The organism is Clostridium tunisiense TJ (assembly GCF_000300195.1).
Classification (GTDB): Bacteria; Bacillota; Clostridia; order Clostridiales; family Clostridiaceae; genus Clostridium_J; species Clostridium_J tunisiense.
This window is the reverse complement of sequence record NZ_AMQH01000011.1, coordinates 175495-191348: the sequence shown is the minus strand read 5'-3', so window position 1 is coordinate 191348 and position 15854 is coordinate 175495. Positions and strand designations below refer to the sequence as shown.

Here is a 15854-nt window from a genome sequence, read left to right as displayed (position 1 = left end):
TATTAGAAAATGATACAGGCGAAGAAAGTTAGAATTATTCCTAACGTAGAGCAAGAACAAAAATTATGGCAATCAATTGGAACTTCAAGATTTATATATAACTGGACACTTGGAAGGCAAGAACAAAATTATAAAAATGGTGACAAGTTTATAAAAGATGGAGATTTGAGAAAAGAATTAACCATATTAAAGAAATTCGAACTTAACTGGCTCAGTGAAGTATCTAACAATGTTGCAAAACAGGCTGTAAAAGATGCCTGCAATGCTTATAAAAACTTCTTTAAGGGGTTAGCGGATAAACCCAAATTTAAAAGTAGAAGAAAAAGCAAACCATCATTCTATAATGATACACATAAATTAAAAGTAAAAGACAATTTAGTATTGATTGAAAAGGTTGGTTGGATTAAGACGGCAGAGCAGATACCAATGGATATTAAATATACCAATCCCAGAATAAGTTTTGATGGGAAGTTTTGGTATATATCTGTAGGTGTTGAGAAAAGGGAACCTATACCTGAAAACACCGGTATATCAATAGGTGTAGACCTTGGACTTAAAGAGTTAGCAATAGTTTCAAATATAGATAAGCCCTTTAAAAATATTAATAAAACTAAAGAAGTTAAAAGACTAAAAAAGAAATTAAAAAGAAAACAAAGACAAGTTTCAACAAAATATGAAAAAGGTAAAATTCAAATAGGAAAGGAATGTGAAAACCACTATAAGTTCACTAAAACTAATAATATAAAAAAACTGGAAAGAGAAATAAAACTTATTCAAAGAAGGCTTTCTAATATACGTTTAAATCATATTCATCAAGCAACAACTGCAATAGTGAAAACCAAGCCAAGCAGAATAGTTGTTGAAGATTTAAATGTAAAAGGTATGCTTAAAAATAAACACTTATCAAAAGCTATTAGCGAACAATGTTTCCATAAGTTTATGAGTATTTTAGAATACAAAAGTAAATTTAATGGCATTGAATTTGTTAAAGCAGATAGGTTTTATCCTTCAAGCAAAACCTGCTCTTGTTGTGGAACAATAAAGAAAGATTTAAAACTTAAAGATAGAGTTTTTACCTGCCCATCATGCAATAGCAGGATCGATAGGGATAAAAACGCATCAATAAATCTTTCAAGATACAAGGAATCAGCATAGTATCAATAAAAAAGATAATGCTGATATGTACTGTTCGTTACACAGGAATTTAAGCCTTTGGAGCAACATAACAAACTGGAGTAGTCTTATGACAAAACAGGTTACGGTGAATAAGGAAAAAATCTCTAAATAGTAGACTTTAGTAGATTTTATGTAACGGGTGAATATGCTGTAGCCCTCAACAAATGGAGGAGTAGTATATGAATTATAACTGGATCAAGCCAGAAGAATTTTCTTTCAACTCGTTTTTACTTATGGATAGATGGATTATTAGAATGATGTGTGAAAATCATTTAAGTGATAAGGATTTTTCTAAAAATTTAGCAATAGCACTGGAATACAATCCAGCAGTAAAATGGTACTTTTTTCATAAGTGCCCTGAGAGTAGAGTTTTCCTTGAAAAGTTAACTCATGAAGTGCCTAAAAATCTTTCTCATCAAGAGGTACGTAAAGCAGAAGTTTTTGTTATAGGAGAAATGGAAACATCAATAGTTTATGTATACCCTGAACTCATGAATAAAAACTGTGATTATATCTATGATTGGGATAAGAACTTTCTATTTGACCTAGCTGATTTTAAGGATAAGGTAGTTCTAGACATTGGAAGTGGTACGGGAAGACTTGCATTTGCTGCTGCTGAAAAGGCTAGACGAGTTTATGCCAGTGAACCAACAGATGCACTACGAGAATATTTACGTGATAAAATAAAGGCTGAGAATATTCTTAATGTCGTAGTTTTAGATGGCACAGTAGAGAAAATTCCATATGAGGATAATACTTTTGATATTGTAATGTCTGGACATGTAGTAGGGGATAATTATGATGCTGAAATTGCTGAGTTAACAAGGGTTGTTAAGGATGGCGGTTATATAATTGATTGTATTGGTGAAGATAACAGAAAGAGAAAACCTAAGGAAGAATTATTAAAACGAGGATTTGAAGCCTTTTACCATGTTAGTAAATCAGGCGGCGATATTTATAGATACAGAAAAAAAGTAATTAAGGTATCTGAAAATAAATAACAAGTCAAAGATGTGAAGGATATTTTGAGCTCACAAGCAAGCTTGTGCCGACAAGGAAACTGGTTCTTTAGATAGTGGGCTATCTAAGGGTTCTGTTGACGCAGTATAACTCAAAATAGACGAGGATACTAACTTATTTATTTTTTGAAGATGCCTAAGTAGGTAGTTTAAACTACATTATTTGAATTGCCGTGAAATAAATTAAGGAAGTTATTTTAAAGGATGTGATAAGAAGATTTTTATTATTACATCCTTTATAATTTCTAACTGAGCAGGAGCATATTAGTTTCATATGATTATTATTAAAATGAGGAGTTTTAGAAATGCAGCAGTCAATTAAAATAATTAAAAATCGCATAGTGGATATTTTACTAGAAAATAAGCCCTCAATATATCTTTATGGTTCAGTTGTCCTTGAAGATTTTAAATTAGGGTGGAGTGATATTGATATATTATGTTTAACTGAAACAGAAATTTCAGATACTCAAGGAAAGGAATTACTTAATTTAAGACAAGAGCTTTCTAGGAAATATAGAAATAATTTGTACTTTCCTTCCTTTGAAGGTGGATTTTTAACACTGGATGGATTCATTAATAATAATCCAGATACAGTGGTATATTGGGGGACTAGTGGTCAGAAAATAACAAATAAATACTGCTTTGATCCTTTTTCCATGATAGAATTAATTGAACAGGGTCATTTGTTATATGGTAAGGAACTAAGGCACAATTTTACCTATCCAAGAAAAGAAGAAGTCCTGGAAGCTGTGATAAAACATTATGATACAATAAGAAGATTTGGAGCCAAAACAGATAAAAGACTGTATTCTGCTGGGTGGCTTTTAGATATTGCAAGATGTATTTATACCCTTAGGACAGGTAAAATCATTTCTAAAACTAAAGCAGGGAAGTGGGCTTTGGATAACAACCTAATTGAAGACATTGAGGTCATGGAGAAGACTATAAGGATTAGGGAAGAGCCAAGTAAGTATAAAGATCATGAGGAAGTTATAAAATGGCTAGAAGGGCTTGGACCTTATATTCAAAGATTTGCTGATGTCCTAGAGAAGGAAATTTCAATGGTAAAATAACAAAGTTTTTAGTAACTAATTAAGAAAAATTTAAGGTTAAATATCCATGTTAAGTATATATTGAGATTAAGGTCTGTAGGGCGTAAAAAAGTCTACAGGCTTTTTGCATAAAGGTAAACAATTTTTCAAACAAACTTATAATTTAATAGACGGTTCTTAAGTGTAAATTTAAGAAATAAGTGGTATAAAATACAAGTAATAATATGGTAAAATAGAGATACATTGGTGTATAATAGAATTTTAAGTATTATTTAGAAGTATAGTAAACTAAAAAAGGATTTGGGGTAAATGAATGGAAAAGGTTAAATTTGCAGTATTTGCTGACTTACACTATGACCATATTCATGATGGAGCTGAGAAGCTCCCAAATTTTATAACTAAGGTAAAAGATAAGCAGCTGGATTTTGTTATTCAACTTGGAGATTTCTGTGTACCAAAAGAGGAAAATAAATTTTTACTGCATATGCTTTTAGATATTGGAAAGCCTGTTTATCATGTCATAGGGAATCATGATTCTGATGCGGTTCCAAGAAAAGATGTGATGAAGTTTTTAAACCTGGACAATAGTTACTACTCCTTTAAAAAGGGCAATTTTAAATTTATTGTACTAGATACCTGTTTTATAAAAACTGATGAGGGATATGAACCATATTATAAGAGAAATTATAACAAAACAAAAGATGCTTATCCAGTTCTTCCTGAGGAACAATTAAAATGGTTAGAAAATGAATTGACTGATAGTAGTGATTATTATGTGATTTTCTCCCATCATAGTTTTGAAAATGAGTTTGCTAAAAGAGGGGTACATAACAAGGCTGAAGTAAAAGCTTTAATTAATAGGATAAATGATAGAGGAAGAAAGGTACTTTTATGCATTAATGGACATGACCATGGAGATTCACTTGAGAAAATTGGACAAACCTATTATTTTGGGCTTAATTCTATGTCTTATATTTGGGTTGGACCTGAACATGAGCATTTTTCTTATTCAGAAGAAATTCACCAGCAGTATCCCTTTATAAAAGACTTAGTTCTATATAAAGATGAACTATATGCTAGTATCACAATTACTGAAAATGGTGGTATTAATATTGAAGGTATTAATGGACATTACCAGAATGATTCTCCAGGGGAACTGGGACTTGGTGATAGGTGGAATGGTCGCTCTGTACTACCTGTAGTAACATCCTTAAAGATAGACTAGAGATAAATAGAGGAATTTATAAATTTCTTTTATGGACAAAATACTGAAAAATTATTGTGAAGGAGAAGATTATATGGAGTTAAAATATACCTTTGATGAGGCAGTCTTAACTTATGAAAAGAGACGTCCAAGTTATGGAACGGAAATATACAAGGATATAATGGAATATGGCAAAATCACTAAGGGTAAGTCTCTTATAGAAATAGGCTGCGGAACAGGTCAAGCAACAGAACCTTTTTTAAAGGCAAATTGTAAGGTAACTGCAGTTGAACTAGGGGAAAATCTTGCTTCTTATACAAGAGAAAAGTTTAAAGCTTATGACAACTTTAATGTTATTCAATGTGCCTTTGAAGATTATGACTGTGAAGAGAATAAGTTTGATATGTTATATTCTGCTACTGCCTTTCATTGGATACCAGAAGAGTATGGGTATAAAAAGGCTTATAAAGTAATAAAAAGTGGAGGTACAATTGCTTTATTTTGGAATAAACCATCACCAAATCACGAGGATAATCCAGTACATAAAAAAATTCAAGCTATTTATAAAGAGCTTTTACCACAGTGGAGTATTGAGGCATCCAATAACCAAGACAAACCAAGATATTCAAGTATAAGCAAAATAGAGGAATATGGTTTTATTAATGCTGAGTTTAAGCTATACCATAATATGAGGAAAATGACTGGAGTTGAATATATAGAATTACTTAATACTTATTCAAATCACATAGCCTTAGAAGAAACAATAAAGTCTCAGCTTTTTCACAGGATAAAATCGGCAATTGAGGAATCGGGAAATGAAATAATTATCAAGGATACAGTAGAATTATTTCTTGCTCAAAAACCTGAGAAAAGCTAGAGCCTTTAGACTTTCAAAATATTGTTAAAATACAATGAAAAGTGAAATAAATGAAAGGAACAATCTGGATTATGGCTAAGAAATTATTAAGTGACACGGAGTTTTTGGTGATAGATTTTGAAACCGTAACTCCAAAGGGACGTTCTCCAGAACCAATAGAATTAGGAATACAAAGAGTACAGGGCTTTAGCATAGATGAAAAAGCTTCTATAAGTTGGCTTATACAACCACCTGAAGGATGTCATCTTACAGAACGAGGTATAATTCAAACTGGAATCAAAGATAGGGATTTAATAGGAAAGCCCTGCATAGATGAGGTTATGAGAAAGGTTAATAATTCATGTGGAAAAAAGGATTATGTATTTATAGCTCAAAATGCAAAGTATGAAGCAAATATCTTATCACATCATACAGAAAAGTATGAAGCTATTGCTAAAACTCCTATAATGGATACCATTTTACTTGGAAAATATGTATTACCTGATTTGCAAAATTATAAACTAGATACCTTAGCTCAGGCTTTAAACTTAGAAATACCTGAAAATAGGCATAGAGCCTTGGCAGATTGCATACTAACTGCCCAGGTATTTTTAGGATTATTAGAGGTACAGAAGAAGAAAAAAGAAATACTTTACTTAGAGGAGTTACTAAAGATTGCTGAGATAAAGACAAAGTATAATCAATCAGTACAGGTTAGTTTGTTTGATTGTATTTACTAAGGTAATGGAAATGAAAATAGATATATGACATTAGCACAAGTTAATTTTATTAGGTAGTGGGGGAAATATGATTAAATCAAAAGCATGGGATTGGGATAAAAATGAAATAGATTATTGGTTAGTGCCAACCACTGAAGCAAGTTTTTTAGCTGAAAGTTGGCAATCAAAGGGATATAGTAAATTTCTAGATTTGGGATGTGGGTTAGGAAGACATTCTATGTATTTTGCGAAGCAAGGATACGAGGTAAGTGCAATTGATTTGTCGGAAAGTGGAATTAATCATTTGAGAAGTTGGGCTAGGGAAGAACAGATGGAAATTCAAATAGAGCAGGGTGATATGCTTAAGTTACCATTTCCGGATGAAACCTTTCACTGCATTATGGCTTATAATGTAATTTACCACACTGACACAGAAGGGTTTATAAAATCACTAAAAGAAATTACTCGTATACTGAAAAGAAATGGAGAGTTATTTATAACTTTAAACTCAAAGAACTCAACAGCATATGAGAATGCTGATAAATATGTAAGAGTTGATGAAAATACAATTTTAAGAGATGAACATGATACCGAAAGAAATGTTCCACACTTTTATGTTGATATAGAAGATATAAAGAAGTATTTCGTAGGTTATGAATTTGTAAAAATACCTGTTGAAGAAATAGAATATTATGATATTGATAATACAAATAAATTTTCAAGACATTTCAAGTTGTTGTTAAGAAAAAGATAGGCTTTGCTTATGAAGCAAAGAAAGAATTTACAATAATCTTTAGGCTTTATAAATAAAAAGATTATTAAAGAGTCTTATTAAAATATTAAAATTAAAGGTGAGAGTATTTATGAAATTTGATGAAGAATTAATAGAAACTTATCTAACAAAATGGCAATATGTTTTAAGGCTAAGAGACTGGGATATAAAATATGAGATTGTTAATACAGAGTGGCGTAAAAGTGGTGATATTAAAATAGATGTGACGGACAGAAAAGCCATATTAATGATAAATAATTACAATCCAAAGCAAACTAATTTAGAAGCATTGATTATACATGAACTACTGCATTTGAAACTATGGGGAATGGATCAAATGATTGAGCAACTTTTATATTCTGTTTTTGGACAAGATGAAAATGATCCTAAATTTAATTTTGCCTATGACCAATTTATGCATGTATTAGAGCCTACCGTTGAGGATTTGGCAAAGAGTTTTTTAACCTTAGGTGGAGAAAATAAGGAAATCTCATTTGGAAGAGTTCAGCAACAAGTAAATAAGGAGTTAAATAAGGATAGTCAATAGGCTGAAAGTTATTTCAGCATTCTAAAATAAGAAACTAGGAATTTATAATAAAAATGCAGATTAATGATTAACTTAGAAATGGATGTTTTTAAGAATTAAAATTAATAGCAAATTAATATAATTTAACTTTTATTTCATGGAGGTATGAATATGGGGAAAGAATTATCAGAAATGACACTGGAGGAGCTTTGGGAGCTATTTCCTATCATTTTAAAAGAACATAACTATAACTATAAGCATTGGTATGAAATTGAGAAGGAAGAACTTTTAAATTGTCTTGATAATAAAAATATCATGCGTATTAGTCATATAGGAAGCAGTGCAGTTGAAGGCTTGATTTCTAAACCTACAGTAGATATTTTATTAGAAGTAGATTCTGAAACAAATATTGAAAAATTCAAGAATATTTTAAGTCAGTGTGGTTGGGCATTGATGTCATCTCAAGAAAGTCCATACCTGCAATTATCCTTTAATAAAGGTTATACAAAAGAAGGGTTTGCAGAAAAGGTATATCACTTGCATGTTCGCAACTTTGATAATTGGAATGAATTATATTTTAGGGATTACCTTTTGGAGCATAAAGAGGTTGCTGATGAATATGGCAAGCTAAAATTAGGACTTATGGATAAATATAAGCATAATAGAGATGGATATACCAGTGCTAAATCAGATTTCATTTTGAAGTACACAAAAATGGCAAAAGAAAAATATGGAGATAGATATAATCCAGCTAAACAAGTATAACTGAGTAAATATTATTCATAGTTGATAAAAGAGGTGTTATTTTGAAATTAGTTTTTATTGTTGGAGATAGTGCAGTGGGTAAGATGACTGTTGGACAAGAACTTACCAAAATTACAGATTTGCGGTTATTTCACAATCATATGATTATTGAACCCGTACTAGATATATTTGGCTATTTCAATGGAAAGGCTATCGGTAAAATAAGACAAGTTATTTTTGAGGAATTTGCAAGTTCTCAGCAATATGGAATGATTTTTACATATATGTGGGCCTTTGACCAACAGGCAGATTGGGATTATGTTGAGGGTGTTTGCAATATTTTCAAAAAATACAATGCAGATATATTTTTTGTGGAGCTTGTGGCGCCTGAAGAAATTAGACTACAAAGGAATGCTACTGAAAATCGTCTGAAAAATAAAGCATCAAAGAGAGATATTGAAGCATCTAACCAAAGATTAATAAACGACAGCATAAAATACAGATGTGTAAGCAATGAGGGTGAAATTCCTTATGATAACTACATAAAAATAGACAATTCAAATCTTTCACCAGAAATGGTTGCTAAGATGATAAAGCAGCGATTTCAACTTTAATTATCTAAGGGTGGTAGCTCTGACACATGAGTAGAGAAATTATAGAAAAGAAATAGTTTACTTAGAGGATTTATGTACACTATATAATTATTTAAAGATATATAGGCGGTGGGGAATTTATGATTAAGAAAATCGAACCTTATAAAGGAATTGCTGAGATATATGATGAAATAAGACCATCATATCCAGAGAAGTTAATTGAAGATATTATCTTTAAAACTGATTTAAGTTTGAATAATAGGATATTAGAAATTGGTGCAGGCACAGGAAAAGCAACTGTACAATTTGCAAAGAAAGGATTTGCTATAAATGCTATAGAACTTGGAGAAGATATGGCTGCAATATTAAAGGATAAATGTACAAGCTATCCAAAGGTTTCGGTAGATATAGCTTCTTTTGAGCAGTGGCAAGTGGACAATGATGAAAAGTTTGATGTGATATATTCAGCCCAGGCCTTTCATTGGCTAGATAAAAATATTAAGTACAAAAAATGTCATGAACTTTTGAAAGATAATGGGTATCTTATTTTATTTTGGTACACCTCAAGCAATGATGAATTAGCAGAAACCATAGGAATAAGAGAAAATATTGATAGCATAGTTAACAAATATGTTTCTAGCTATGCTACAAATAGTGAAAAACCACAAAGAAGAGAGCATGATGGAGTATGTGAGGATGATGAAAGAAAATCAGAGATTGAAGCATCTGGTTTATTTGAACTAGTGGAAAAAATAGAGTACACAGAAGAAACAAAGAATAATGCTAAACAATATTTAAAAGTTCTCAATTCCGTTCCAGCTTTTACATCAAAAGTTGATGGTTTAAGCCAGTTGGCTATTGAAAATATGAATAGAGAAATTGAGGAGTTAATAAATCACAATGGTGGTTATGTAGGAGCATTATTTAACTTTACTTTGTATATAACTAAAAAGATATAATGAACATCATTAATAACAATATATATATGGGGGAGAATTAATTGGGGGATAAAAAAGTGGTTGTGATATTTCCAGGAGCAAATTATAGTGTAGATTGTCCGCTATTGTACTATGCTGGTTTTAAATTTGAGCTTAGGGGATATGAAAAAATAGCTATTAATTATAATAATTTTTTTAAACAGGATAAATCATTTGAAGAGTGTGTAAGGGATATAAAGAATTCAGTTTTAGCCCAATTACAGAACTTTGGCTTGCCGAAGTATGATGATATAGTATTTATTTCAAAAAGTCTAGGAACTGTAATTGCTGGATGGATTGAGGAAGAACTATGTATTAAAGCAAGACACATATTTTTGACACCCATAGAAGAAACCTTACCTTACATTAAATATGGAAAAGGCATTATAGCTGTAGTTGCAGGCACAGAGGATAAGCAGTTAAATGCTGAACTTCTAAAAGATCATTGTAAAAAAGAAAATATTTATTTAAAGCAAATTTATGGAGTTGGTCATAGATTAGAGTTTTGGGGAGATATGGATAAAAATATAGAGATATTAAGAGATATAGTGGCTATATATTAAAATTATCCAAGTTTTAAGATTTCATATATCAATATACTATAGTTAATTCTATAGAATATCAGAGGGAACTATAATTTTGATTAAGCAGATAAATGATTTAACATAAGAAATTTTTAGGTCATTAATGGGGAGGAATTTAATGAATTTTCATATAAGAGTCAGTGCACGAGGTATAGTTATTAACAATGACAAGATTTTATTAAATGAATTTGGAAATGGTGAATACTACAATATACCTGGTGGTGCTGTTGAAATAGGGGAAACTGTTAAACAAGCTGTGGTGAGAGAAATACGAGAAGAATCAGGTTTAGATGTTATTGTAGGTGACTTGATATATGTATATGAGTATGAGCCTAATAAGTCTAACTTTATTTATGGAGAAACACCACATATAAGTCTTGTATTTAGTTGTTTTCTAAATGGAAACTATGAGATTAAGCCACCATCTGTACCAGATATAGACCCTAATAATCCAGCGGTTACAAGTAATACAAAATGGGTGGAAATAGAAGAATTGAAGAATATTAATTATGTACCTTACATTCATGAGAAGTTAATAGAATATATAAAAACCAATAAATTTTATCCAACATTTATTGAAGAGCCATTATACAATGAATAAATAATAAAAAAGTAATTGAAATGATAATTAATATTTTGATATGCAAACTGGTTAATTCGTTAACTAAAACTTATAAGACATGAGGGGGAGAAAAAATGATAAAAGATTTAATAAACAATAAAAATATAATAATTAGAGATGCAGAACCTAAGGATGCTGAAGAAATGATATTGATGGTTAAGCAAGTTATGGAAGAATCTCCATTTTTCCCATCAACGGCTGACGAATTTAATATTACTGTGGAGCAAGAAGAACAATACATATTAAGCACTGCACTTTTTTTAGTTGCAGAAATTCAGGGCAAAATGGTAGGTTCAGCTTCTTTAGATAGGAGCAGCAAGAGTAAGCTAAATCATACTGTAACCTTTGGTATAACTATTTTAAAGGAGTATTCCGGAATGGGTTTAGGTAGTATGATAATGAAAAAGATCATTGAGTGGTGTGACTTAAATCATGTTGAAAAAATTGAGCTAGAAGTTTTTGAGAACAACATACCAGCCATTGGTCTTTATAAAAAGTTTGGTTTTGCTGAAGAAGGTAGAAGAAAAAAATCCATCAAAACAACTGAAGGATATATAGATTCCATTATAATGGGTAAATTTCTAAAGGATTAGTGATTATTGTTTAAATAGTTAACAGTGAAGCAAATAAAGTCCTAGAAAAAATGCTGGTAGCGTTTTTGATAAAAGGGCATGACCAAGTTTAATAGGAAAAAGCCTTAAGATCAAAGATTTATTCTATTTGCTTTTAAAAGGTCTTAAGGGAGTTATGGTAGGTTTTATGTAGATATAACTTATACTTTGACTTTGGTCTGCAATATTCAAGAAATAATACATAAAAATGAAATAAAGGTATGAGTAGTTTAATTATTACTAATCTTATGGGGATTGGGGAAGTTAAAATGATTAATAAAAAACTGAATTTTTATTTTTTCGGAGATGTTGGGGAATATGATGATTATAATCCAGCTTATGTATGCAATAAAAAATATGCTTCTGAAATCTTGTACTTAATTGCTAAAAACAAACCCTTTTCTATAAATAGTCGGGAAATAGCAAAGAGGTTAAATCTAGAAGATGTGGTGGCAATTGATCTAATTAATAGTCTTCAGTTCATTAATGCAATAGAGGCTAGAAACAATGGATATAGAGTTACATTCCCAATTTTTCTAGAAGAAGATGTTATTGACATGGAGAATTACCTTAATGACATTGGTGAGGTTATTGGTAAAAAAGTAATAGAGCTGAAGGATGAACTTTATGAAAAAGTTTTAGAGCTAAAATGTTCAAAACACCATAGTCATCAGCGCATACTTTATCATGTAGTTTGTGACAAGATTTTTGACGGTACAGCATTTGATTTTTTCACAGAAAAAAATACCTTTTGCGCATCAAAATTACAGCCAGCAAACAGAGATTATATCATAGTTGCATATGAAAATAGTGATTTAGTTGAAAATCATAGCAATAAAATCTTGTGTAGTAGCAATAACTACAGAAGCGGTGGTTTTACCTTTAATAGCTTTGGAGATTTAAATGGTTCAAGAAAAGACATGTTTAGATTTCTTAGGCTTGCACAAAAGGGTTTTAGTGAATCAAGTCCTTTTGGAGGTGTGAATATAGCCTATAACAAAATTTTGGATAGGAAAAATAAAGAAATGGCATATGACTGTGGCAGGTTAATATGCAATGTAACAAATAAAAACATACAGTATACTGAGCTTTCACCACAGGAGAAGGATTTAGCTCATTTCTTGGAAGAATTAGAGTACCTTACCATAAAGGAAAGTGATAATAGTATTTCAGTGAAGGTTCCAGTATTTTATGACTTTGAAATGGATACAGTTGTTAAGGAAGTCTCAGATATTATTCTTAACAATATTTTTCCAGAAGTTAAGGAGATTTTTAAAAGCTTTGAAACTAACGCAACAAAGTTAACACCAGTAACACATTTGGTGGATATAAAGGAAATAGCAAATGAGTTATGGCACCAAATTTTCGGGGCAACCAATGAATATTTAGTGAGAGAAGCCTTTGTTGAAGCACCGGATAATATTCAAGGACAAGGCAGGTATTTAAGAAGTATTACAGTTCCTGAAAACTAGAAATTTAATGTTAGCTTGTGGAATTAACAAACTTGGCATAAGAGAAAATCACATAAGATATGATAAGCATAATGGGAAAAATGTTATTAGCCCATTATTTTTACGGATTATTATAAGAAATAGCTTGTAGTTGGAAATGTCACGAGAAAGTGAAGAGGACTAAGTACAAAAGGAGATAAAAATGAGTAAGTGTGAAAAGGCAATAGTAACAGTTTTGTGTATGGTTTATGATGAGGATAAGATTTTGCTTCAAGATAGGGTGAAAAAAGATTGGCATGGACTTACCTTTCCAGGGGGACATGTTGAAAAGGAGGAATCCTTTGTTCAGGCTGTTATCCGTGAAATTTATGAAGAGACTGGGCTAAATATAAAAGACCCTAAACTATGTGGAGTTAAACAATTTCAGACAGATGAGGACGAAAGATATATTGTATTGCTCTTTAAGACAGATAAATATGAGGGCACTTTAGTTTCTTCTGATGAAGGAGAAATGAAGTGGATCCATAGGGACTCATTAGAGGATTATGCATTAGTGGATGACTTTATGGAGTTACTAAAGGTTTTTGATTCGGATAATTATAATGAATTTATGTATGAGAGAAATAAGTCAGGTGAGGATTGGATAGTAAAATTGTATTAATAGGCAATTTAAAGGAAGTCAAAGGTGTGAAGATGCTTAAATATGAATTAGCCCTTAAAGGTTTATGGCTTTTTATAGCTATTTAATTATATTATTGCCTTGGAAATGTAAAGCCTTTATAACCATAAGAAAAAATAAAATAATATGGAGTGTATTATGTCAGATTTAACAATATCAGAAATTATGTCAATGCAAAATGAATTACAAGAAAAATATAAAGGAAAATGGATGCCTTTAATCCCTGAAAATGGACGCAGCAGTTTGTTGTGGCTCATTGAAGAAATGGGAGAGGTTATAGCTATCATTAAAAAGCGCGGGGAAAAAGCTATAATGAATGACTCTGAAGTAAGGCGGGCTTTTGTAGAAGAGATGGTAGATGTAATCATGTATTACACTGATGCTTTAGCTTGTTATGGAATTACCCCAGAGGAGTTTTCAGAGACCTTTATTAAAAAGCATCTTAAAAACATGGGGCGGGACTTTGTCACTGAGCATAAGGAGTTTTTACAAAACAAGTAGAGTATCCTTTTAAGAATAGAGTAAGATAAGGCATCTGAAAATAAATAACAAGTCAAAGATGTGAAGTATATTTTGAGTTAGACAAGGAAAGAGGTTCCTTAGATAGTAGAGCTATCTAAGGGTTCTGTTGACGCGGTATAACACAAAATAGACAAGCATACTGACTTATTCATTTTTTGAAGATGCCTAAGCTAGATTATAGGTTTATTTTTAAAATTACTATGATATAATATAAATAATAAATTTAAAGGCTTAATGTTAAGTTATGTATATATTCTCAGCTTTAAGCTATTAAATTAATTACTGGGTTGAGAGAAGCACTAATCTTAGAGAGATGGAGTGCCTTTTTCTTTGCTAAAAATTCAAAGATACCTTTGTTTAGTCCCAAAATGCTGCCAAAGCAGCTTCACAAAATGAACTTGTTCATTATTTAATTATGAAGAAATATACCTATAGAAAACTAATATAAAAACTTCATATTGCAGTATTATAGAAATTTATACAAAGAATTTTATTAGTAAATGAGGGGAATAAGTTGAAGGAAAAGAAGCTTTTTTTTATTGTACTATTAATAACATTGTTTGCTCAGGTGTACTTTTATCCCTTTCAAAGTGATTTAAAACTTTCAATAGGGGTTATTATTTTCAACTTTGTTATTTTAACAAGAGAAGATATTGAAGAAATTACCTTAGGGGTATTTTGTGGAATAGGCGTGTTATTTGTAAGAACTATTATAAGTGTATTATTGTTTAAAGCTGAAATTTATCAAGGATTGATTTTTAACTTTCCATCATTTTTATATTATTTAATTTTAGGAACTTTAATAAAGGCAACTAAAATTAGACAACATAAGGAGAATATTATCTATAGCTTCTTGCTTCTTGCAACTTTAGATTCTTTAAGCAATATTTTTGAAGCTTTAATAAGAAGAAATATAAGTATTAAGGTGCTTAAGGTAATTGTTTTAGCGGCCATTATAAGAAGTTTAATAGTTTATCTATTAAGTTTAGCTCATAAAAAAGAAAAATTATATATTTTAAAAAAAGAGCATCAGGAAAGATATTCTCAATTAAATTTGTTAATGTCTAACATTCAAAGTGAGATGTTCTATTTGAAAAAATCTATGAAGGATATAGAAAAGGTCATGGGAGAAAGCTATAGTTTATACGAAGAATATAGCCATGAAGAAAAATTAAAGGAAAAAACCTTAAATATTGCTAGAGAAGTACATGAAATTAAAAAAGATTATCATAGGGTTACAAGTGGATTAGAAGACTTAATTAATAGTGTGGAAAATCAAGAGGTTATGACCTTATCCACAGTGTTTACAATTATAAGGGATAATACAACTAGATATATTAATGCTAATGGACTTCAAGTAAAGTTGCATTTTTCCTTTGAACAGAATTTTGAAATAATACCTTACTATAGCCTGTTTGCAATATTAAATAATTTGATTATAAATAGTATAGAAGCCTGTGAGGACAATTGCAATATCGATGTCATAGAACAGGAAAGGGACGGAAACATATACATAAAAGTCGTAGACAATGGACGTGGAATTGAAGAAGAAGTGCTGCCTTATATATTCAACCCAGGTTTTACAACAAAATTTCAGGAGGAAACTGGGACCTCTTCTACAGGAATTGGATTAGCTCATGTAAAAAATATTATTGAAAACTTAAAGGGAGCTATTTCTGTAGAGTCAAAATTACAGGAAGGAACTACATTTTTAGTGAGAATTCCTAAAAATTCATTGAGCAGGTGA

18 protein-coding genes are annotated in these 15854 nt (G+C 30.7%); all 18 read left to right on the top strand.

The genetic code is table 11. The annotated features are described in order from the left end of the window. Window positions 1–9 precede the first annotated feature (9 nt). The 18 genes from C661_RS0110935 to C661_RS0110845 all read left to right on the top strand — a co-directional run bounded on the left by C661_RS0110935 (window position 10) and on the right by C661_RS0110845 (window position 15854). On the top strand, window positions 10–1155 hold the full coding sequence (locus tag C661_RS0110935; RefSeq protein WP_017415356.1) for an RNA-guided endonuclease InsQ/TnpB family protein: 1146 nt from the start codon (window positions 10–12) through the stop codon (window positions 1153–1155). A 200-nt stretch (window positions 1156–1355) separates the two neighbouring features. After that, window positions 1356–2177 (top strand): class I SAM-dependent methyltransferase, encoded by an 822-nt coding sequence (locus tag C661_RS0110930; RefSeq protein ID WP_017415355.1) that lies wholly within the window; start codon window positions 1356–1358, stop codon window positions 2175–2177. Window positions 2178–2500: 323 nt separating this feature from the next. Continuing rightward, window positions 2501–3268 carry a nucleotidyltransferase domain-containing protein gene (locus C661_RS0110925; RefSeq protein WP_017415354.1) on the top strand — a complete coding sequence of 256 codons (768 nt, stop codon included), beginning with the start codon at window positions 2501–2503 and terminating at the stop codon, window positions 3266–3268. Between the two features lie 292 nt (window positions 3269–3560). Next, on the top strand, window positions 3561–4472 hold the full coding sequence (locus tag C661_RS0110920; RefSeq protein ID WP_017415353.1) for a metallophosphoesterase family protein: 912 nt from the start codon (window positions 3561–3563) through the stop codon (window positions 4470–4472). Window positions 4473–4545: 73 nt separating this feature from the next. Continuing rightward, window positions 4546–5328 (top strand): class I SAM-dependent methyltransferase, encoded by a 783-nt coding sequence (locus C661_RS0110915; protein ID WP_017415352.1) that lies wholly within the window; start codon window positions 4546–4548, stop codon window positions 5326–5328. A gap of 71 nt (window positions 5329–5399) precedes the next feature. Continuing rightward, complete coding sequence (locus C661_RS0110910; protein WP_192812659.1) at window positions 5400–6047, top strand: 3'-5' exonuclease; 648 nt, start codon at window positions 5400–5402, stop codon at window positions 6045–6047. Between the two features lie 67 nt (window positions 6048–6114). After that, entirely contained in the window at window positions 6115–6780 is a 666-nt protein-coding gene (locus C661_RS0110905; protein WP_017415350.1) for a class I SAM-dependent methyltransferase, read from the top strand. 109 nt (window positions 6781–6889) lie between these two features. After that, window positions 6890–7345 (top strand): hypothetical protein, encoded by a 456-nt coding sequence (locus C661_RS0110900; protein WP_017415349.1) that lies wholly within the window; start codon window positions 6890–6892, stop codon window positions 7343–7345. 150 nt (window positions 7346–7495) lie between these two features. Further along, window positions 7496–8089, top strand: coding sequence for a GrpB family protein (locus tag C661_RS0110895; protein WP_017415348.1), 594 nt, complete (start codon window positions 7496–7498; stop codon window positions 8087–8089). 41 nt (window positions 8090–8130) lie between these two features. Then, window positions 8131–8682: an AAA family ATPase gene (locus tag C661_RS0110890; protein ID WP_017415347.1), complete on the top strand. Its 552-nt coding sequence runs from the start codon at window positions 8131–8133 to the stop codon at window positions 8680–8682. A gap of 119 nt (window positions 8683–8801) precedes the next feature. Continuing rightward, window positions 8802–9620, top strand: coding sequence for a class I SAM-dependent methyltransferase (locus C661_RS22770; protein WP_017415346.1), 819 nt, complete (start codon window positions 8802–8804; stop codon window positions 9618–9620). A 41-nt stretch (window positions 9621–9661) separates the two neighbouring features. After that, window positions 9662–10201, top strand: a complete 540-nt coding sequence (locus C661_RS22765) for a hypothetical protein (protein ID WP_017415345.1) — start codon at window positions 9662–9664, stop codon at window positions 10199–10201. A 139-nt stretch (window positions 10202–10340) separates the two neighbouring features. Next, window positions 10341–10823, top strand: coding sequence for an NUDIX domain-containing protein (locus C661_RS0110875; RefSeq protein WP_017415344.1), 483 nt, complete (start codon window positions 10341–10343; stop codon window positions 10821–10823). Window positions 10824–10918: 95 nt separating this feature from the next. Continuing rightward, window positions 10919–11437, top strand: a complete 519-nt coding sequence (locus C661_RS0110870; protein WP_017415343.1) for a GNAT family N-acetyltransferase — start codon at window positions 10919–10921, stop codon at window positions 11435–11437. 287 nt (window positions 11438–11724) lie between these two features. Next, window positions 11725–12927: a hypothetical protein gene (locus C661_RS0110865; protein WP_017415342.1), complete on the top strand. Its 1203-nt coding sequence runs from the start codon at window positions 11725–11727 to the stop codon at window positions 12925–12927. A 181-nt stretch (window positions 12928–13108) separates the two neighbouring features. Then, window positions 13109–13567: an 8-oxo-dGTP diphosphatase gene (locus tag C661_RS0110860; RefSeq protein WP_017415341.1), complete on the top strand. Its 459-nt coding sequence runs from the start codon at window positions 13109–13111 to the stop codon at window positions 13565–13567. A gap of 156 nt (window positions 13568–13723) precedes the next feature. After that, on the top strand, window positions 13724–14086 hold the full coding sequence (locus C661_RS0110850) for a MazG nucleotide pyrophosphohydrolase domain-containing protein (RefSeq protein ID WP_017415339.1): 363 nt from the start codon (window positions 13724–13726) through the stop codon (window positions 14084–14086). Between the two features lie 535 nt (window positions 14087–14621). Then, on the top strand, window positions 14622–15854 hold the full coding sequence (locus tag C661_RS0110845) for a sensor histidine kinase (RefSeq protein WP_017415338.1): 1233 nt from the start codon (window positions 14622–14624) through the stop codon (window positions 15852–15854).

Excerpts from the sequence above, each read along its gene's own strand:
- C661_RS0110895 (WP_017415348.1), top strand. The coding sequence starts at position 7,496 with ATGGGGAAAGAATTATCAGAAATGACACTGGAGGAGCTTTGGGAGCTA.
- C661_RS0110905 (WP_017415350.1), top strand. The coding sequence starts at position 6,115 with ATGATTAAATCAAAAGCATGGGATTGGGATAAAAATGAAATAGATTAT.
- C661_RS0110870 (WP_017415343.1), top strand. The coding sequence starts at position 10,919 with ATGATAAAAGATTTAATAAACAATAAAAATATAATAATTAGAGATGCA.
- C661_RS0110865 (WP_017415342.1), top strand. The coding sequence starts at position 11,725 with ATGATTAATAAAAAACTGAATTTTTATTTTTTCGGAGATGTTGGGGAA.
- C661_RS0110925 (WP_017415354.1), top strand. The coding sequence starts at position 2,501 with ATGCAGCAGTCAATTAAAATAATTAAAAATCGCATAGTGGATATTTTA.
- C661_RS0110900 (WP_017415349.1), top strand. The coding sequence starts at position 6,890 with ATGAAATTTGATGAAGAATTAATAGAAACTTATCTAACAAAATGGCAA.
- C661_RS0110850 (WP_017415339.1), top strand. The coding sequence starts at position 13,724 with ATGTCAGATTTAACAATATCAGAAATTATGTCAATGCAAAATGAATTA.
- C661_RS0110935 (WP_017415356.1), top strand. The coding sequence starts at position 10 with ATGATACAGGCGAAGAAAGTTAGAATTATTCCTAACGTAGAGCAAGAA.
- C661_RS0110875 (WP_017415344.1), top strand. The coding sequence starts at position 10,341 with ATGAATTTTCATATAAGAGTCAGTGCACGAGGTATAGTTATTAACAAT.
- C661_RS0110910 (WP_192812659.1), top strand. The coding sequence starts at position 5,400 with ATGGCTAAGAAATTATTAAGTGACACGGAGTTTTTGGTGATAGATTTT.
- C661_RS0110920 (WP_017415353.1), top strand. The coding sequence starts at position 3,561 with ATGGAAAAGGTTAAATTTGCAGTATTTGCTGACTTACACTATGACCAT.
- C661_RS0110930 (WP_017415355.1), top strand. The coding sequence starts at position 1,356 with ATGAATTATAACTGGATCAAGCCAGAAGAATTTTCTTTCAACTCGTTT.
- C661_RS0110915 (WP_017415352.1), top strand. The coding sequence starts at position 4,546 with ATGGAGTTAAAATATACCTTTGATGAGGCAGTCTTAACTTATGAAAAG.
- C661_RS0110860 (WP_017415341.1), top strand. The coding sequence starts at position 13,109 with ATGAGTAAGTGTGAAAAGGCAATAGTAACAGTTTTGTGTATGGTTTAT.
- C661_RS22770 (WP_017415346.1), top strand. The coding sequence starts at position 8,802 with ATGATTAAGAAAATCGAACCTTATAAAGGAATTGCTGAGATATATGAT.